The 19947-nt window shown below is 47.1% G+C and carries 18 protein-coding genes; 11 read left to right on the plus strand and 7 right to left on the minus strand.

Translation table 11 applies throughout. The annotated features are described in order from the left end of the window. The first annotated feature begins 150 nt into the window (after positions 1–150). On the plus strand, positions 151–1611 hold the full coding sequence (locus tag HW560_RS06415) for a carboxylesterase/lipase family protein (RefSeq protein ID WP_090902942.1): 1461 nt from the start codon (positions 151–153) through the stop codon (positions 1609–1611). Between the two features lie 171 nt (positions 1612–1782). Here HW560_RS06415 and HW560_RS06420 read toward each other — a convergent pair whose 3' ends face one another. Next, positions 1783–2937 carry a VanZ family protein gene (locus HW560_RS06420; protein WP_179262424.1) on the minus strand — a complete coding sequence of 385 codons (1155 nt, stop codon included), beginning with the start codon at positions 2935–2937 and terminating at the stop codon, positions 1783–1785. 244 nt (positions 2938–3181) lie between these two features. On the opposite strand from HW560_RS06420, the gene HW560_RS06425 reads away from it, so the two are divergent. The 5 genes from HW560_RS06425 (at position 3182) to HW560_RS06445 (ending at position 8370) form a co-directional block, all read left to right on the plus strand. Continuing rightward, positions 3182–3523, plus strand: coding sequence for a zinc ribbon domain-containing protein YjdM (locus HW560_RS06425; protein ID WP_090903613.1), 342 nt, complete (start codon positions 3182–3184; stop codon positions 3521–3523). 193 nt (positions 3524–3716) lie between these two features. After that, entirely contained in the window at positions 3717–4274 is a 558-nt protein-coding gene (locus HW560_RS06430; RefSeq protein ID WP_090902946.1) for an RNA polymerase sigma factor, read from the plus strand. Continuing rightward, positions 4231–5889 carry a DUF4179 domain-containing protein gene (locus HW560_RS06435; RefSeq protein ID WP_179262426.1) on the plus strand — a complete coding sequence of 553 codons (1659 nt, stop codon included), beginning with the start codon at positions 4231–4233 and terminating at the stop codon, positions 5887–5889. Before HW560_RS06430 ends, HW560_RS06435 begins: the two co-directional genes overlap by 44 nt. Before the next feature lie 433 nt (positions 5890–6322). Then, entirely contained in the window at positions 6323–7135 is an 813-nt protein-coding gene (locus HW560_RS06440; protein WP_090902950.1) for a class I SAM-dependent methyltransferase, read from the plus strand. A gap of 173 nt (positions 7136–7308) precedes the next feature. Further along, complete coding sequence (locus HW560_RS06445) at positions 7309–8370, plus strand: LLM class flavin-dependent oxidoreductase (RefSeq protein ID WP_090902952.1); 1062 nt, start codon at positions 7309–7311, stop codon at positions 8368–8370. 104 nt (positions 8371–8474) lie between these two features. Here HW560_RS06445 and HW560_RS06450 read toward each other — a convergent pair whose 3' ends face one another. Next, complete coding sequence (locus HW560_RS06450; protein WP_090902954.1) at positions 8475–9134, minus strand: TetR/AcrR family transcriptional regulator; 660 nt, start codon at positions 9132–9134, stop codon at positions 8475–8477. Between the two features lie 192 nt (positions 9135–9326). Between HW560_RS06450 and HW560_RS06455 the strand changes: the two genes are divergently transcribed. Continuing rightward, positions 9327–10142, plus strand: a complete 816-nt coding sequence (locus HW560_RS06455) for an SDR family NAD(P)-dependent oxidoreductase (protein WP_090902956.1) — start codon at positions 9327–9329, stop codon at positions 10140–10142. A gap of 180 nt (positions 10143–10322) precedes the next feature. Here HW560_RS06455 and HW560_RS06460 read toward each other — a convergent pair whose 3' ends face one another. Continuing rightward, entirely contained in the window at positions 10323–12086 is a 1764-nt protein-coding gene (locus tag HW560_RS06460) for a cellulase family glycosylhydrolase (protein WP_179262428.1), read from the minus strand. A gap of 96 nt (positions 12087–12182) precedes the next feature. Continuing rightward, positions 12183–12659, minus strand: a complete 477-nt coding sequence (locus tag HW560_RS06465; RefSeq protein ID WP_179262430.1) for a DUF4385 domain-containing protein — start codon at positions 12657–12659, stop codon at positions 12183–12185. 118 nt (positions 12660–12777) lie between these two features. Here HW560_RS06465 and HW560_RS06470 point away from each other — a divergent pair, with 118 nt between their 5' ends. The 4 genes from HW560_RS06470 (at position 12778) to HW560_RS06480 (ending at position 16907) form a co-directional block, all read left to right on the plus strand. Then, complete coding sequence (locus HW560_RS06470) at positions 12778–13245, plus strand: YfbM family protein (protein WP_090902961.1); 468 nt, start codon at positions 12778–12780, stop codon at positions 13243–13245. Between the two features lie 99 nt (positions 13246–13344). After that, positions 13345–13476 carry a hypothetical protein gene (locus tag HW560_RS33700; protein ID WP_257031775.1) on the plus strand — a complete coding sequence of 44 codons (132 nt, stop codon included), beginning with the start codon at positions 13345–13347 and terminating at the stop codon, positions 13474–13476. Positions 13477–13686: 210 nt separating this feature from the next. Continuing rightward, a complete protein-coding gene (locus HW560_RS06475) occupies positions 13687–15192 on the plus strand; it encodes a copper amine oxidase N-terminal domain-containing protein (protein ID WP_257031776.1) in 1506 nt (501 codons plus the stop codon). A 245-nt stretch (positions 15193–15437) separates the two neighbouring features. Next, positions 15438–16907: a GNAT family N-acetyltransferase gene (locus HW560_RS06480; protein ID WP_090902963.1), complete on the plus strand. Its 1470-nt coding sequence runs from the start codon at positions 15438–15440 to the stop codon at positions 16905–16907. Positions 16908–16992: 85 nt separating this feature from the next. On the opposite strand, the gene HW560_RS06485 is transcribed toward HW560_RS06480, so the two are convergent. From HW560_RS06485 to HW560_RS06495, 3 genes are read right to left on the minus strand one after another with little or no spacing between them, the layout of a single operon-like run. Further along, entirely contained in the window at positions 16993–17451 is a 459-nt protein-coding gene (locus tag HW560_RS06485) for a GNAT family N-acetyltransferase (protein WP_254790096.1), read from the minus strand. Beyond that, the gene (locus tag HW560_RS06490) at positions 17448–18368 is read right to left on the minus strand and encodes a D-alanine--D-alanine ligase (RefSeq protein ID WP_179262432.1); all 921 of its coding nucleotides are present in this window, start codon (positions 18366–18368) and stop codon (positions 17448–17450) included. Before HW560_RS06490 ends, HW560_RS06485 begins: the two co-directional genes overlap by 4 nt. 11 nt (positions 18369–18379) lie before the next feature. Beyond that, positions 18380–19831: a MocR-like pyridoxine biosynthesis transcription factor PdxR gene (locus HW560_RS06495; protein WP_090902966.1), complete on the minus strand. Its 1452-nt coding sequence runs from the start codon at positions 19829–19831 to the stop codon at positions 18380–18382. Positions 19832–19947 lie beyond the last annotated feature (116 nt).

Here is a 19947-nt window from a genome sequence, read left to right on the forward strand (position 1 = left end):
AAGGGCGTTGAAGCAATAGAAGGTCATTCTTTGTGTACGTTATTAAACAAACCTTGAGACAGAATTTCATCAGCTCAAAGTTACACCCAGATCTGAACAATACCAGTCGTAAACTGGAACTATCGATCAGTAGAGAGGATGTATGTGCGCATGAGGGAACTTCAAGTGAATACAAGATATGGCACGGTTCAAGGAGAGCTTCTGCATGGAGTGAATGTATGGAAAGGCATTCCTTATGCTAAACCACCCGTGGGTGAATTACGCTTTCAGGCTCCGGTTCCACCCGAGTCGTGGGATGGAGTCAGAGAGGCGAAGCAATTCGGCCCTGAAAATATACAGCCAAGAAATCCTCAAACCGAGGCCATATCCGGACTGCCGCCGGTGGAATCGGAGGATAGTCTTTACCTGAATATCTGGGCACCTGAAAAAGAAAGCCATGATCCACTTTCCGTGATGGTATGGATTCATGGTGGATCGTTCGTTTCAGGCGCTGGCAGCCAGCCGATGTACGATGGAACACAACTCGTCCTCCGAGGAGACGTTATCGTCGTGACGATCAATTACCGCCTGGGGCCGCTTGGATTCCTGCATATGGCCCCGCTGGGAGAAGGTTTTGCATCCAACGTGGGTTTACTGGATCAGGTTGCTGCACTGCAATGGGTACAGGACAACATTGAGGCTTTTGGCGGCGACTCGGGTAACGTCACTGTATTCGGAGAATCTGCGGGCAGCATGAGTATTGCGGCTTTGATGGCGATGCCAGCAGCCAAAGGGTTGTTCCACCGTGCCATTATGCAAAGTGGAGCCTCGCAAGTCATGCCAGCAGAGCAGGCTTCAGCCATTCGTGAAGGCATGCTGAAGGTTCTGGGTGTGACACCAGATGACCTGCATAAACTCAAAACCATTCCAGTGGAGCAAATCATCGCTGCTGGCGAGACGGTCAAACAACAAAGCGGTGCAGGGATGGCCCTGTTGTTCCAGCCCGTACTGGATGGAGATACACTTCCGAACTCGCCTCTCCAGGCGGTAGAAAAGGGCGCAGCACAGGATATCCCTGTACTAATTGGAACCACTTTGCATGAAGGCTCGTTGTTCATTCAGCCTCAGGTGCCTTACTCCGAAGAGATCAATATGGTGAAGGCTGTTGATTTTATGACACCTGATCTGGAGAATCGGGCTGCCATTGCGGACAGTTATCCGAAGACTGCAGATGGCCAGGCCCAGGTAATGACGGATTTGTTCTTCTGGCGCTCGGCTGTGCAATATGCGGCAGCTCAGAAGAAGCATGCACCAGTATGGATGTATCGCTTTGATTGGGTGATGCCAGAGCATCCACTGCTGCAAAAATCAATTCATAGTATCGATATCTTCTTTGCTTTTAATACATTGCCTGTATTGAAGTTTATGAATGCCGAACCGGATGCCGCAGCAGCAGAACTTGCGGGTAAAGTGCAGGATGCATGGATTTCGTTTGCCAAGCAGGGCAAGCCTGAGACAGCGGGAGTAAATTGGCCTGCCTACGAAGATGATCGCGCTACGCTAATTTTCAATCATGAAGTGGAGTTGGTCCATGACCCGGAAGCTTCCAAACGTAAGCTGCTGGGGCTATAGTCCGACCACCTCTGGACTTCATCTTAACATAGTTAAAAGGTGTGTCTCGTCATTGGCTGACGAGGCACACCTTTTTTTACGATGGACCCAACTTGACGACTTTAATGGCAAACGATACGGTACTTTTCTTCACCCGAACCTATGTGCTGTGAGGTGGAATGAGTCCAGCATTTACTTTCGGGATGCTCTTGTCTTAGACACATCATCACAGTAAAACGCTCGCTTGCCCCGGGAGAACAGCACCAGTATGACATGAGCGAACAATACCAGGAGAATCAGCACATGCAAACCAACAATGCCGACAGAGAGCCATATTTTATAGGGCTCAAGCATCGCGTTTTTGTTTAGCAAAGCATACTCGTTTATGATTTGAGCAATGGTCACAAACAGCCAAGGGACGTAAAGCGCGAGCAATCTTTTGAACAGGGAACTGCTGGAAGGCTCGCCAGTCCGTTGATCAACATATCTGAATCGCATCAGGGCTGAACCTGGTGTTCTGCCTTCTTTCAGGGATGGGATAAAGAAAAATACAAACAGCATCGCGATCATGGTATTTAGCATAATGGTCATAGCATTTGTATGGGTTAGATTGAAAATAGACATTAAATTGGTTGCAAACACAACAACTACACTATCAATGATAAGCGCCAGTAATTGAGGTACAGGATAGACCTTGTTTTGTTCGAGGATTTGTTCGCTTTTCGCCTGAATACTTGCACGAGATGGGAATAAGGCAAGCAGGATGGGAGCTGCGAAGAATCCAAGCACCGTTCCTGAAGTATTCAGCAGGAGATCATCCACGTCAAACAACCGGTACGGGCAATCATAAAAACCGTAGAAGCCTGTGATCTGGGTAATCTCAAAGAACAGGGATAAGCCGAATCCGCTTATTAAAGCCTGTTTCCAGTACGATCTATTTTGCCAAAAATACCGGATATACACGCCAAGTGGCATGAGAAGCATTACGTTGAACAGAACTTGCAGAAAAGCTCTGCCCTGAATCATTACCATATAGCTGGCGGGTTGAGACCAGACGATCGGTGTTTCTTTCATAATATCTTTTACAAAGGTGAACGGAAAAAGGTTGTAATATACGGTATCCGCCGCTTGCTGTGCACATGTATTACGCGTGGTCGGGAAAGGAAGAATAACCAGACAATACGCAGCCAGCAGGTAGAAAATAAATGAAAAGCTGACGCCAAATCGTGACCAGCTAAAAAATCCATCTTTCCGATATCCGTAGATCAACCAAGGCACCAGCAAAAACATGGCGATAAGGACAAAAATAAAAAAAGCCGTTTGGACAGGAAAAACATAGGGTGACATAAGCAGAAACTCCTTCTAATCGGAAATGGATATCAGCAATTCGTGTGAGACACGACTTTAAGAATAGTATTTGTTATCAATTGTTCTTCTGGAATTTTAGTATAAGAAGCCTTCCTTAAATCAGGGGGCGGGGCAATCTTAAATTTAGTTTAAAATCAATTAACCTCGTGCCGATGTGGAACAATGGACTGCATTCCCGTATACTTGCGAGGAAGCCACAAAATGAATGGAGAGTTTAATACATATGTCTAATTTGCCTAATTGCCCCAAATGTAATTCCGAATACACGTACGAGGACGGTAATCTGTTGGTGTGTCCAGAGTGTGCGCACGAATGGAGGCTAGTGTCTGAACAAGAGAATGCAGAAGAAAGTAAAGTAGTACGCGATTCAAATGGTAATGTCCTGAATGATGGCGATACCGTTACGGTCATTAAGGATTTGAAGGTGAAAGGCAGCTCGTTGGTAGTTAAGCAGGGCACCAAAGTCAAAAACATTCGTCTGATTGACGGTGACCATGACATCGACTGCAAAATCGACAGCCTGGGCGCAATGAAGCTGAAGTCCGAGTTTGTGAAAAAAATCTAGCATCTCCTCTTAGGCATCGCTGGATTGCCATGTTACTGGTCTTGTCTTAAACCATAAAGAACGTTCATTTCTGCAATGCTGTGGAAGTGAAGGTTCTTTTTTGTTGTGTGGAGAAAGGGTAAGAATGAACCTTTGAAGGATCGGCTTTGTCTATAGATTTGAAAAGGCTGATGCAGAGAAAGGAGGGAACCTTTTGAACGAAAAGGAACTGTTTGAAAAGTACAACAAGGATGTGTACCGAACTTGTTATTACATGCTCCATCACGCTCAGGATGCAGAAGATGTATGCCACGATGTTTTTATTACGGTGTTTCGTCAGGATTGGCAGAAGGTTGAATACATGAAGACATGGCTGATGAGAATTACGGTGAATCATTGTCTTAACTTTCTGAAGAGGGAGCGCACAGCCAAGCAGCGGGAGAAAAAGCAGTTTATTCTCACGCCTCAACGAACGGCTGATCCGGTTGATACGTTGATCGAGCATGTGGAGGAGTCCGAGGTCTGGGCACAATGGGTTCATGAGCTGCCTGAGAAAATACGTTCAGCGATTCTGCTGCGTTATATGAATGAATTAAGTTTATCCGAAGCTGCAGAGATTCTGGAAGTACCACTGGGCACGGTGAAGTCAAGAGTTTATAAGGGAATTCGATTGCTTAGGAAAAAATGGGACCAAGCGAGAAAGCAACATCAGAAAGGGGAAATGTATAGTGAAGCATACGGAAAATCTGTTGTCTCGTCATCTGAAAAATGATGAGGATATTCGCTATCCCGATTTCGATGCCATGTGGGATCAGATAGTACAGGATCGGGTGCGTTGCCCTGAACTTCATGTATCAGAGAATAAAGCACATGTGCAACAACACTTCAAATGGAAAAAGACTGCATTGATCGGAACCGCTGCAGTTATTCTCATGGCGACGCCGGTATATGCAGCAGTCCACTACAATTGGGGTGATCTTTTAAATCACCGCAGTGGTATCCAGAATGCCATGCAAAAGGAGCTTGGACAGAAACTGAATCAGTCCGTAACAGTAAAAGGGGTAACATTAACTCTGGATACAGCCTTTTCCGATGATAATCGCACAGTTATTTTGTATACACTGGACCCTGGTAAGTATAAAGGTGATACCGTAAGATTCCCTTCTATTGGCCTGCGAGATGAGAGCGGCAAGCTAATTGAAGGGAGATACTACCATGTTCCTGATCAGACTGATGGCAAGTTTAAAGGGTACTTTGAGACGGAGTGGACACCATCAGGAAAAGAAGCGAATGTCGAATTCACTGTAGGTGGAATCCAAGTGTTAGTTCCGGAAGAAAAGGAAATTACCCTAGATCCGTTACAGCCACAATCACAGGTGTTCAATATCAACAAGGATGGTTTGGGTGAACTTGTAGTTAGCGCATTCAACGAGAAGGAAAATAAGATGATGTTGTCTACATCATTAACCTTTGATCAACCGGAGGTTCGTGACTACGCCTTTCCGCATTTAAAGATATATGATCAGAATGGACAGATGGTGGAGGAGAATGCACCGAGCATAAATGGCAAGCCTGGAGAACATGGTGAATATATATCAGAACAGTTCTATAACCTGGAGACGTTGAAGCAACAAGCAGCAAGTTATGTACTGGCTTATAGTAAAGAAGAAAGCAAAATGGACCAACCACTGGATATCGGTATACGTCTGGATAAAACAGAGATGCTTAGTGGTACGAGTACAAGAGTGCTAAATATACCTCTGGAGGATCAGTCGGATGGAGCAGTCATCAAGGAAGCCATAATTACACCCACCCAAATCAGGCTGATCGTTACTCATAGCGAATATTTCATGCAATTACCATATTTGAAATACACACTTGATGTAAATGGCAGCAAGTTAATTGGAGGGGTATGGCCGTCGGACGATCCGGCACATGAAGCGGAACTGCGCTTCGAAGTAACCTCTGGATTGGAAGTTAATCAGGATACCCCAATGACCTTGTATGCCCGCCATAAAGTCAATTATATTCAGGGTGAATTTGAGCCAATTACCTTATCCGAGATTGGGGAGAAACCACAATACATTAATTCGAATCTGGGCGATTCTATAATCCATTGGACATATTACCGTAAGGACGGTGATTTGTACGTGGAGAGATATAGTGATGATCTACATTTTGGTGGAATTAATCAGACCTATACGATCCAGAAGGGCAAACGAAGTTATGGTACTCCGGCCAAGACTCAATTTGCGGGTGACGGAAAAAACCTGGGTATTGATCGGTATAATAATTACACATCGGATTCAGCAATCGTATATCCGTGGATGTACAGCACAGAAGAACCGGAACGTGAAGTAGCTGTGCAACTGGAAAATAAGAATTGACAGGAAATATTTAGAAGTACTATACTGAGTAAAATTTAACAGTCAAATGCATTGATCAGGAGTATTAAGGCACAAGGTTTGGTCCAGAGAACTGTCGTTATGGTGCAAGGCAGTCCAACCTATCCCCAACTCACCTGTGAGCAGCAGGATCGAATCGTAGTTACGTAAGTATCGTCATTGTTCAGCACAGGGAAGGGCTGGATGTTGAAAATGATGCTATACGCTGACTTCATGTAGATCCTGACGGTTAACCTCCGTCATCAGGTCCTGAGATGTTATGGCAGGATAGGTTGGAGCACGATGTATCCAATCCTGTTCATGGATCAAAAAAGAGTGGTACCGCGAAGGTCAGACCTGTCGCCTCTTAGTTGAGGCGGCAGGTTTTTTGTTTTTTTATATGGCCTTAATGTTGAGAAAAGGCAGGTGCAGAATCATGGAAAGATCACGTGTGATTGAGTATTATTCCAGATTTGATGAGTGGGGGAGGCTGGACCGGGAGCCACTCGAGTTCATCATTAACATGCATTATATCCGAGAGTCCCTTCCGGCAACCGGACTTGTGCTGGACAATGGCGCCGGACCAGGCAAATATGCGATGGAGCTTGCCAGGCTCGGATACCATGTCACACTGTCAGACCTGACCCCTGCATCTGTGGATATGGCTCGGCAGAAGGCAATGGAGTTGGATTTAACACAGCAGTTTGATGGATTCCATGTATTGGATGCGACCCATCTGAACGGCATTGCAGATGAGACGTATGATGCCTCTCTGATGCTGGGGCCGTTGTATCATCTGCAGACGGAAGAAGAGCGAGTGGCCGCGGTACGGGAGCTGCATCGGGTCACCAAGCGTGGGGGAACTGTGTTTGTAGCGATGCAGAGCCGCATGCGAATGGGCATTACCTCTTTGCAATTCCCGCAGCAATGGAAACCACATGACCATATGGAAGCTATCCGGTCTTTTGTGGAAAAGGGGACATTCGATCATCTGGATCAAGGACGGTTTACGGGGGCGTACTATTTCAACATTCAGGATATTAACCCGTTTATGGAGCAGCACGGATTCGAAACTGTAAACCTGATTGGATCGTCCAGTCTGAGAGCTATGCTCACAGAAGAGCAGCAGCAATATTGGAAAGAACGCGGGGAATACGATGAGTTGATTCACTACATGATTGAGGCGGCCAAAGACCCATCGATATTGGGAATCTCGTCTCATCTGCTGTACATTGGGAAAAAGAAATAATCATGAAATCATTGGATTCTGAGAAGAATATTTCACGAAAGTGCCCTCTGGAAACAGGGGGCACTTGTATTTTTCATCAAAATAGTTCAATATTAAGATAAATAACAAAAGGTGATCTACTTACAATAGGTTAGATGAACGACGGATCGCTTCATACCAGGGAGGAATAGACAATGGAAATCGGAATCAGTACATTTGTGGAAACGAACCCAGATGTAAACACAGGAGAACTTATAAGCCATGCGCAGCGTATTCGCGACGTCGTTGAAGAGATTGTTTTGGCAGATCAGGTGGGGCTGGATGTATACGGCGTGGGAGAACATCATCGTGCCGACTATGCCGCTTCATCACCAGCTGTCATTCTGGCCGCCGCAGCTTCACAGACCAAACGCATTCGCCTAACCAGCGCTGTAACGGTGCTATCTTCGGCTGATCCGGTACGGGTTTTTCAGGATTTTGCAACGCTGGATGGCATTTCGAATGGGCGTGCGGAAATTATGGCAGGGCGGGGATCATTCATCGAATCATTCCCATTGTTCGGCTATGATCTGAATGATTATGATGAATTATTTGATGAAAAATTGGAGCTGCTCTTAAAGCTGCGTGACTCGGAAAAAGTAACTTGGGAAGGCAAACACCGCCCTTCCTTTAACAATCTGGGCATCTACCCACGTCCGGTACAAGAGAAGCTGCCTGTATGGATCGGTAGTGGCGGTAACCAGGAATCGGTTGTCCGCGCAGGTCTGCTTGGATTACCGCTTGTCCTCGCTATTATTGGTGGTCGTCCTGTTCAATTCGCGCCACTGGTGGAGTTGTACAAAAAAGCAGCCGCACATGCAGGTCACGACGCTTCCAAACTGACTGTGGCTTCCCACTCTCATGGGTTCATTGCGGATACAACAGATGAAGCCGTGGAGAAATTCTTCCCTCCAGCTCAGGCTGTAATGAACATACTGGGCCGTGAACGCGGCTGGGGACACTACAGCCGTGCAACCTTTGACGCGGCACGCAGTCTGGAAGGCGCATTGTATGTGGGTGATGTGGATACCGTGGCTCAGAAGATTATCTATCTGCGCAAAGAAGTGGGTATTACACGCTTCATGCTACACACTCCCCTCGGTACGATGCCGCATGAAGAAGTGATGAGAGCCATTGAATTGCTCGGCAAAGAAGTCGCTCCCAAAGTCCGTGCTGAAATCTCGCGTTGGGAAGCTGAGAACGAAGCCGCGCGTTAATTAGCGATAGTAATCCCTTATATATAATTATAAAAAGGAGCAGGTTCCTTCATCCGAGCGATGAAGTGCTTGCTCCTTCTTTCGTTTCCTTATCCATTCATGGCTTAGCCATTGGAGGATACTCCAACAAGTGAAAGAATAACCATGGACAACGTATGATCATATAGCCGTTTCGCGGCATCTTCACTCTCAATATGGCCTCCCAGGTACAGATGGATGACACCATGCAGAGGGGCCCAGATCATACGGACTGCAAGCAGGAGATCGTTCTCCTTAAGCATTCCCTGCTCAATTGAGGCCGCAACCAAGGAAGTAATTTGTTTGAGGGCAGTTGCTGTTCCTTGCAGACTCTCTGCATCTGGTTTGAATTCTGCAAAAGAACCACCAAACATCAGCTGATAGAAGCTGGATTGTGTAATCCCGAAATCCCAGTAGGCATAAGCGAGATCGCGAAAATAATTCTCGAATGATGCTTGCTGAGGCACGGATTCAAACGATTGGGATAGGAGGGCGCACCCCTCCATATACAGATATTTAGCTAACCCTTCTTTCTTGCCGAAGAGGTTATATATGATTTTGGTGGAGCACTCCATTCGTTCTGCCACACGCCGAACCGTGACGGCTTCGGGACCGTGCTCTTGCAGCAAAGATGCGGCGGCATGCACAATATTTTGGCGCAGGTTTTCGGAGTGCTGGAGTCTGGCTTCCTGAAAGGTAGTGACCGTGTGAGCGGATTCTTTGGAACCCGAATTGTGATCTTTCATCTATCTCATCCTCATACATCCATATTGTTGTTTAACGGAAACTGTGTTTCTTATCGTCATTCTACTGTTTTACGCTGGAAATCGTCAAATGATCAAAAGAAGTTGACAGTAAGAAGATAAGAGAGTACGATGGTTTCATTAGGAAACAGTGTTTCCAATAAAAAACGAGTGTTTAAAAAAGGTGGATGAGATATGAAGCAGGTTCAAAATCAATGGGTCCTCATTACGGGGGCTTCTTCAGGAATTGGGCAGACTTTTGCATTGGAGATGGCGTCAAAAGGCAAACATGTGGTCTTGGTGGCCCGATCGGAGTCCAAATTGCGTCAACTAGCAGAACGGATTGAGCGAACCTATCAAGTGAAGACGGAAGTAATTGTAGCGGATCTATCCCAGGCGGATGCACCACAACACGTTTATGAGGAATGTATGAATCGAGGAATACAGGTCAATGTATTAATCAACAATGCGGGATTTGCCACGCATGGAATGTTTGAGCAGGTGGATGGTGCACGGCAGCAGGAAGAGATTATGCTGAATGTACTCGCAGTCATGAACATGACCCATCTTTTCCTGCCAGGCATGCTGCAAAAACGGAACGGTACCGTCATCAATGTCTCTTCAACGGCTGCTTTTCAGCCTGATCCATACATGGCTGTATATGGGGCTACGAAATCTTTCGTTCTTTCTTTTACAGAGGCGTTGTATGAAGAGAACCGGAAGCGAGGCGTTCAGTTTTTGGCTTTATGTCCTGGCTCGACCGATACCTCATTCTTCGACGTAGTAGGAGCCGAAGAGGCCTCGGTAGGCAAACGGGATACGCCAGAGCATGTTGTGGAAGTGGCGATGAAGGCGTTGGCGTCAGGCAAGCCGTATGCTGTGCCAGGTGCCTCCAATTACTGGACGGCCCAGTTCGCTCGCCTTATGCCGCGCAGACAAATGCTGCGCATCGTAGGGGGCATGCTTCGGCCCCGTTCGAAGAGTGGCAAGCCGCAAAAGGCACAGGCTTAGGCGTACCATACCAAACCATACCAAACCTACCAAACCTACCAAACTCAAAGACGCTGCCAGCTGAAATACCCAACTGGCAGCGTCTCTATTTGAACAATCTTCAATACTGTGTAGGTCATGCTGCATCCAGCAGCGCCCATTGCAATCAACAGGTCGTACAATCTCAACCCGCGAACAATTTCAATTATTTTGTACCTTGCCAGTCACCTGATTTCCGTTCTTAATCAGGGTGTAGCGAATGACCTCACCACTCCAGAAATGAAATGTTAGCTCGATCTGTGCGTCGTGCAGTTCTTTGAGCCAATCGGGCTGTAGTTTAATTTCATTCGTTTCATAAGAAGGAGCAAATGTGGTCAAAAACTCTTTGAACGGTGTCCAGTCCTGTGGCGCTGTATTCTCACCGGAAGCATACACAGCCTCCATCGTGGCAAGCTGATCACCTTGAAACTGGGTCGGAATGGAGAAGGTGTCTACCGTACCTGTTGCCCCGCCCAACTTGGGCTCCGTAGACACAATTACATTCCATTTCCATTCTGCGCCCCGATTGAACTTTGCTGTAAGTATCCCATGGTTCCCAATTTTCTGAGTTGAGCGGATCATCCGTGATAACGCAGCGGATTTGACGGTTAACGTGTTGCCGTTGAACGAATAATCCGTGCCAGCTTTTAGCATCTCCTCACCCGCATACAGGGCAACCAGCTTGTTTCCGTTTAACTTGATCGTCAATGGTCTGTCTCCCACAGGCGCACCTTGTTTGAAATAGAGCAGATCGCATTCTCCCACGGCAGAACGTCCTGTCCAAGACGCTTGGATCATCTGAAATAAATCGGTGTCAGCCCACTGAAATGTTTGTCGATTCAGATGCTGACCGTTGTCCCATAACATGGACGCGATCTTTTTTTCTTTTAGCTGATGACCGATGAATTCAAAATATTTCAGCTTCTCTCCCTGTTCGATGACATCCGTATGTTTGTCGAAACCGAGCAGGCCGTATTCGCCCAGAATAACCGGAATACCTTGAATAACCAGCGTGTTGTACACGTTATTAAACGTACTGGCCGCATCATTTTTCGTATCCGTATCGAAGGTGGTATGCCCCGCAATGTTGACGCTGAACGGCCAGTATCCGTAATAATGCACCGTAGCAATCAGGTTGTGGTCCTTTAGCCCAGCTATCGTCTGCTGCAAACTGTCGAGTCTCACCTGTGTTGGTGAACCTTCCAGCGTAGGCAGGACCAACGGGCGCTCAGCGTTATTTCCACCTGTTTCTCGTACCAACTTAACAAATGCAGTGTTCAATTCATGCAAAAGCTCCAACTGTCGCGCCTCATCAATATTGCTGCCTGAGCCCATGTCGCCTGCATTTGTTGCTCCGCGGTGAAAGCGCGGTTCGTTAACACTTTCAAACATCAGCTTACGTGGTTCATCTTTGAACTGCTTGGCAATCTGAGTCCATACTGCTTTATAACGGGAAAGCACCTGATCATGGTCCGCCTCCAGTTGACTGATCCAGAGATAGGAATCATGGTGAACGTTCACGACGACATAGAGGTTGGCGTCAAGCGCCCATTGGACAACCTCCTGAACACGCGCCATGTAGGCCGGATCAACAGTGTAGTCTGGTGCGTCACCCATATGCCCATCCCATGTGACGGGAATGCGAATACTTCGGTATCCCTGAGCAGCGATCTGCTGTATCAGTTCGCGGGTAACTCGCGGGTTGCCCCAATACGTTTCGTCAGGACCGACCGTATCCAGGGAATTTCCCAGGTTCCATCCCGGCTGCATCCCGTCAACATAGGTTTGAAGTGGACCCAAAGCCGTCGTTTCATGTTGTCTGGCAAGTTCAGACTTGGCTGCAGATGCAGGCAAAGGAAGCAGAATAAACAGACACAGGGTGATGCAAACAAGCGTAAAAAAGAAATGGTGGCTAGGTGGGTTCATGAGGGCTCCTTTGGATGGGTATACTCGTTAATCTCGTGTGTGAAGCTTGATGTATTGCATTATATCAAAATGAACATCTGCATGAATCATGTATTTTCACCCCTGCTCCTGCGCGTTCTTCGACTCATACTTCTCCCGGTGCTCCTGCTTCATTTTCACATAATCCGGGTCCGTTTTGGCGATCTCCCATTGTGCTTTGAAAATGGCTGCGGATTCAGCCTTCACCTTATCATTCTGATAAGGCAGGATGGAGCCGTCCTCCTTCGAATATTTGCGTCCGCCTTTATGATTCGTATACCGCCGGGCCCGCGTATAGCCCATTTGCAGAAACTTGCGTGCCATATCCATACCGACAAAGTCATCCTTTTTCTTATACTCCAAAAATAGTTCGTAGATCTTCTGCGAGGATTCTGTCGCAATTTCGGGTGTTTTGAACCGCCAGTATGGTAAAATCTCGCTTTTGTAGGGCTCCACCATTAATACCCCTTGCTCTCCCCGGCCAACGGTATACAGTTCAGGCTGCTTGCGCAGATCAAGCTCCTCGTAATTGAGGCTGTAATCAAACTTTTTCATGGACTCCGCTCCTTCTTGAAGATTATTGTTGTTCCTTTCCACCTCTTTACCCCGATTCTTGTACAACAAGCACGGTTAATGGAAAGAAGAGCAGTACATACATAGGAGGGATAAGGGTATGGGCATGTCCGGCAGATATCTTGTTGTCACCAAGGAATTGGTTGAATCCATTAAATCAGGTGAAGTCAGTGTTCATGATTGTTCGGTCGAGCTGGATATTGATAAAACGTGGCAGATGCTTCAGTTTACGTTGACTGGTGAAGTGGTGGAGGGGCAGCCCCCTCTGGGTTATGTGGTCCCTTTGTCAGGCGAACAATATTTGGGCAACTATTCAGACATGGATCTGTTCCTGCTGAACAATGAACAGGTGCTTGAGGCGTATATTGCGTTAGAACAACTGACACCTGAAGAATTGAAGAAACGGTTTAGCCTGGAACAAATGGTAGCTGAGGGCGTGTATCCTGTCATGGAAGATTGGGATGCAGAGGAGACATTCGATGAGATCGTTCAGACACTGAATGATGTTCAGGCTTTATATCAGGCGACGGCTGCAAGCGGGAACGGGATTGTCTTTTATATTTTCTAAGTTCCCACCTCCGTCTGTTTAATTTGTCATTATTCCGGTTATTGATAGAAACAAGGCACAGACTGTGCCTGAAATCCGGTAGAAGAGAGGGAATACGATATGACACAGAACCAGAATGAAGAGAACAAAGCCATTCAAGATGACGAGCCGGATCAATTTGAAACCCCTGCACGTACCGATGGTAAAGAATCGGATGAGGACACTGAGTCCGAGTCTACAGAAAAAGAATAAACTGAACTGTTTATGATTCGACTAGGCATATTGTTGTTGAAGCGAATTACACCAAATTTTAAATATGCGTCATACCCGAGGTCGGACCATTGTTCGGCCTTTTTTGGTATTTATTTATGGACCCGGTTTACAACAATTACCTATAACCCTCATAATAGGAGTGAACCACATTTTTCCTAAGGAGGAGATCGTATCAAAAATCACAAGCTAGTGAAGTGGATTGCCGTACCACTCGTTTTGATGATGGTTGCGCTTACGGGATGTCAGGCCGTAGGTGGCGTAGATATTGGCAAAGCCGTTGTCAACAGTACAACCGTCAAGTCCGGTGAATCCAAACAGTCGATGCATATAAAAATTGAACCTACAGCAAACCTCGTCGATGAGGATGCGCTTCAAATGATTGAACTCATTAATTCCGTTTCATTGGATATTGAAGATGCCAAAGTGAAGGACTCCAGCACGGCGTCTGTCAAAGGTACACTGAGTATGCAAGGAAAGAAATTGCCTTTCCATCTGTCGATGGATCAATCGGAAATGATCATTGATGTAGACGGAGCGCAAAAGCCTCTATACATATCTTTGGAGGATGACACGCTTCCTATGCTAGATACGAAGGCGTTGGAGAAGCAGATCGAGGAGCTTTCCCCGAAATTGCTGACCTTTGCGCTGAAACATCTGTCCAACCCGAAAAATATTTCCGTAACTCCGGTACAGGAATCGGTTAACGGTGAATCGCTGAGTCTCTCCAAGCTGCATGTGGAGATCAGTGGAGAAGAGCTTCTTGCCATGGTTAAACCGTTTCTGACAAGTGTTGCTCAGGATGAGCAAGGACTCAAAGATCTGATTGGAGATCTGTATGATGTGTTCTACCCTATCCTCGTTACATTCAACACGGTTGATACTGGCGACGGCAGTGCCCTTCCTTCTACGATTAGCGAATCACGGGATGCCGAAGTTGCTTCATTGTATGAAATGATTAAGGGTGGTCTTGACGAGATTCTTGCCAATTACGACAAGGAACTAGCCAACTTGTTGACCGAAACACCTGAATTGAAGACGGTGTTCGGAACGGAGACCAATCTCAAATTGGACTTTTATCTGGACAGCGCACTGAATATCCGTAAACAGAACTATGATTTCAAAGTAGCGTTGCCTGCTTCTGAAGATCTGCCGATCAAATCGGTATCCGTATACGGTGACAGCGAACTGTGGAATATTGGTGGACCAGTGACTGTGGATGCCGTGGACAAAACGGCGGGTGCAATAGATCTGATGCAGGGAGATATCACGCCAGGTCAGATGTTGCGCAATTTCGATTCCAATTCACTTGTGTATCAGCTGTTGAAAGATGAAGCGGGAATCACCCGTAAATATGTCATGTTGTATCCGGACGACGAATCCTATGGCGCAATCACTGTTAAAAATACAACATTTGTTCCTCTACGCTATCTGTCCGAAGAATTGGATGCTGAAGTGAAATGGACCAAAGGGTCGGATAAAATCGTCGTGATTGACGATATCACCGGTGATGAGATTGTCTTGACTGTAGGTTCCAAGAAGGCAACCGTTGCAGGCAAGGAAGTAACGATGGTCGAACCCGCCTTTGTGGGCAAAAACGGCAAAACTTACGTCCCGCTGCGCTTTATGGCAGAATCTCTTGGGGCATCTGTAGATAAGGAAAAAGAAACAGGCTGGATTTTCATCGACCGGCCATAATTAAGATTTGTATGTAAGCCTTAGTTGAGAGGGGATTTCAGAGTATGCCAGATTTCTCGTAATGATCATGAAAGAACACAATGAAAAAATTCCGTTAGACCATTAACGGGATACGTGTGTCCTTTTTGACCCATTACGAGGAGCTTCGGCGTTTCTGAAATGATGAAACGAATCGGGGAGTGCCTCTATTGGAGGTGCTCCTCTTTGTCGTGTCATCCCAAATAAATCCCCCAGGGGTGTTATATATGAAAAGTCAATTGACCATCCAATCCAGTTCGATTACATTACGTCCACTAACGCTGGAAGACCAGGACGCGCTGTATGCATTAACCCGACAACCTGAAATCACGGATATTCTTCCCGAATGGAGGATGACAGAGGAACAGCTGCATGGTTTTCTGCAATTTGTTGTTGGCAGTTACGAGCAGTTCGATCCAAAAGATGTACGGGTCATGCTGGCAGTTGTACACAACAAAGACCAGCAAATCATTGGTTGGTGTGGTGTGTTTCCCAATGACATGCTGGATAGTGATGATCGTGAAGTGGCTTACGCCATTTCACGCGATTATCGGAATAAAGGGTATATTACAGAAGCAGTGAATGCCTTAACGACATACTTGTTCGAAAATACTCTGTTGGACCGAATCGTGGGTATTGTGAAGCCGTTTAACCAGCCTTCACGCAAGGTGCTTGAGCATGCCGAATTTCGTTATGTCTCTCGCAGAAAACTTTCGGATCAGGCAGATTACGATTACTTTGAGCGACATAAAGTACAGCCGGCACCAGCATCTTCACTGGGGCTGCAATCTCAAGTTCAGCTTCGTCGTGCATGCCAAGAGGATGCTGAAGTGCTTACGGAGATATGCACCAGAGCCTTTGACCATGCGATTAGAGTCTGGGCTAAAGGAGACACAGTTCCGGACAGCAACCTTTGTCCACCAGGCTATTCGTCTGTTCGTATGCACAGTTACGTGATCCGTGAATGGGACTATTACGTTATAGAATGGGATGGGTGTACCATTGGTGGAGTCAGTGTCAATGTATTGGGAAGCAGGCATGCGAGACTGGATAAAATCTTTATTGATCCCGTTTGTCATGGTCGGGGTATAGGATCTCAGGTCATCAGGCTTGTTGAGGCCGAATTTCCCGAGATTGGGGTATGGAAGCTGGAGACCTCGGGAAGACATCGGGATAATCATCATTTTTATGAGAAAATGGGTTATGTCTGTCTCCATGCGTCTGAAGATGAATATGGATATGAGAAAATCATAACAATAGAGCCTGTAATCCAGCTCCCATCTGAGGAATTATCCAACGTTAAGGGTGAGACAGTTACTGAATTTTACCAAGCTGATCTGGATTCAGTTCGCTTCAGCACCAGCAATCTTCGGGATATCCGGATGACCGATTGCAACCTGAGTGGGGGCAAATTCACCAATCTGAATATGACCAGCATATTACTGGCCGATTTGCGTTTAACAGATAGCAAGGTTGAATTCTGCGCTTTGGATGGTGTTCATTTCCAGGATACACATCTCGGCCCAGATAGAGTACCCATGCGTTGGGAACATTGTGACCTCAAGGGCAGTCATTTCAATGACTGTGATCTGTCCGACGTACAGTTGGAACAGTGTCAGGTGGCAGGAATGAAGATTAATGGAGTGGCTATAGAGGAGTTATTTGCTGCGTATGAGTCCATGAAGGCAAATAGATAAATGTACTTATATAGCAAAAAGAGAACGCCCGTTTCCGACCTTTGTGTTGGAAATGGGCGTTTTTTTGATGTTACTTTGTAAACAGTCAGCTGTGCTGCAAAGCCTGCGGCTTTTTGCTAAAGCCGGTGCTTCCCGCGGTAAAGCCCATCTGTTGGTAGAATTTATGCGCAGCTTCACGATCCGGGCGATTGCCGCTGTTTAGAGACAAGGAATCCACGCCATGAGTGGCTGCCCATTGCTCTGCTTCCAGAATAAGCTGACGACCGATGCCGGAGCTTCTGAACTGGTCATGCACGATAAGAGCCATAATACGGCAGTGTTTTCCGTTTTTTTCATATAGGTAAGATGTTTGGAGTCCAATCAGTCCAACGACACGGCCACGGACTTCGGCAACCAACGTTGCAAAGTTTGAATCCGCAGCGATGTGCGAATAACGCTCCTTCATTTCGGCATACGTAGTTGGATAACCGAGTTGATCCATAAGAATGACCATATCCTGCAGATCTGCAGGGGAACTGTTACGAATCGTTACACTCAGACTCATGATCGTGTTGCCTCCTTTTGGCGTTCTTTTAACGAGAGATCAATGATGGAATCCAGCAAACTGGCAAAGGAAATACCAGCAGCAGCAGCACTTTTGGGCAGCAGGCTGTTTCGGGTAAGACCCGGCAGCGTGTTCACCTCAAGCACATAGGGCATGCCATCCCGAATCATCATGTCCACGCGAGCATAGACACTGCATTTTAACACCCGGTAACAGGTTAGTGCCGCGGCTTCTACACGTTTGTGCAAATCCGCAGGCAAATGAACGACCTGCTCATCAGCGCCGCCGTCATTATATTTGGAGGTGTAATCGAAAAAATCGGCATTTGAACGAATCGAGATAACAGGAAGCATCTGACCATCCAGAATGGCGCAGGTAATCTCCTCGCCCCCAATATATTGCTCGATCATGACGACTTCGTCCCAGACGAGTGCTGCTTCTACAGCCGCATGAAGAGCCGAGGATTCCTGCACCACTTGCGTACCAATGCTGGAACCGCCTGAATTGGGCTTTACCACGACGGGATACGTTAACTGCTGCACAGCGGTTGATGTCAATTCATCCAAACTGCTTACCTGAAGCCACTCGCCAGTAGGTACACCTGCATGCTGGATGAGGCGTTTGGACATATCTTTGTCCATGCATACGCTGCTCGCGAGGACACCACAGCCTGTATAAGGAACACCCAGCGACTCTAACGTGCCCTGAATTGTGCCATCCTCGCCGTATTTGCCGTGCAGAGCGAGCAGTGCCACATCCAATCCTGCGGCTTTCTCAATGAGATCACGTTTGCTATTGATCTCCACCGGAATAACCTCATACTTCTGTCCATCCAGATGGTTGATCATCTCCTGTCCAGTGAGCAGGGAAACTTCCCGCTCCGAAGATGTGCCACCCATAATCACGCCAACTTTCATGTGAATCCTCCTCATCTCATTTGAGCAACCGTCTCACCAATGATGCGAATGCCTTTGCGAATATTCTCATCGCTGACCCGGGAGAAGCCCAAACGCATTGTGTTTTGTCCCTGGCCAGGTTCAAGATAAAAAGTATCCCCGGGCATGAAGGTAACGCCTTTTGCCTTGCAAGCCGCCAGCAGCTCCCTCGTGCGGTATTCTGGTGGGAATTGTACGAACAGGTGAAGTCCGCCTTCGCCGGAAACCCGGCACATCGGCAGATACTGCCGCAAGCAGCGGACGACCAGCTCATATTTTCGCTTGTACTCTGTGCGAGCCCGCTTCAAATATTTCTCGAAATTGCCGTTGCTCAGATACTGATAGAGCAGGGACTGATCCAGCGTCGAGGTATGAATGCTGCGCGCCCGTTTCATGCTTTCCAGATAATCAATCAGTGCCGCATCCGCAATGACCCAGCCTACGCGCAATCCCGGAAACAATACCTTGGAGAAACTGCCCAGATACACGAGTCCGTTCCCTTTGCCCACACTGGCAATCAGAGGGGAGACATGGGAACCGGAATAGCGCAGTTCCTCGTTAAAGCCGTCTTCAATTATCGGCACATGGTAATGGTTCATCAGCCGAATGATCTCTGTCCGTTTGGCAGGTGATGTGACGATCCCGGTTGGATTGTGGTAGGAGGGCACAAGGTAGGCCAGATCATACGGGTTTGCTGCAAGTTCCCGTTCCAACTGCTTCAGGTCCAGACCATCTGATTCCATATCCACACCAGTGAGATGGAATTGATGAAGTCTCAGATTTTTAACAGCGGTATGATGTGTCGGGTTTTCACACAGAGCCCTGCCGCTTTGTTTGCGAAGTGCGCCCAGTACCATATCAAAACCTTCCGTAAATCCGTTGGTAATCAGAATATCCTTGCCGGATAGGTCGACACCTTTATTTTCCATATATTGCAGCAGATACTTCATAAGAGGCCTGTAGCCTTGCGCATATCCGTAATTCAGCAGCACTTCCCCTTCAAGCGACATTCGGTCGAGGAAGGCTCTTTTGACATTATGCATGTCGAACAGCTTCTCATCGGGCGCGATGCTGGTAAATGAAATCTCACCGCGCTCCGAGCCAGAGCCATGCTTCATCAGATCATACTGCTCTGCCTGGATTGCGTAGTCGCTGACACGTTCGTTCCAGTCCAGCTGCCACCCGGAAGTTGCCTCAGGTGCATCGATGGTGGAACTTACGTAATTGCCTTTGCCTTTGACCGCGTAGATCAGGCCTTCCTCCTCAAGTTCAGCATAGGCCAGCAGAATCGTGCTGCGGCTTACTTTCATGAGTGTGCTGAGTTCGCGGGTGGAAGGGAGCTTTTGTTTGGCTTGCAGGCCGCCTTTGAGCATCAATCGCTTCATATAATCTTTGACTTGTATATATACAGGGCGGTCCTCCGTCAGTTGCAGATCGGAATACATCCCATCACTCCCTCTTTTGCTATCTTGCCATATTATAACCCCCGCAGAAAGAACCACGATACCTCTGTTTGCCTGCGGAGGTGGTTGGTTGTTTGCGCAAACGTAAAAAAGCCCTA

The sequence above is a fragment of the Paenibacillus sp. E222 genome (genome assembly GCF_013401555.1).
Lineage (GTDB): Bacteria > Bacillota > Bacilli > Paenibacillales > Paenibacillaceae > Paenibacillus.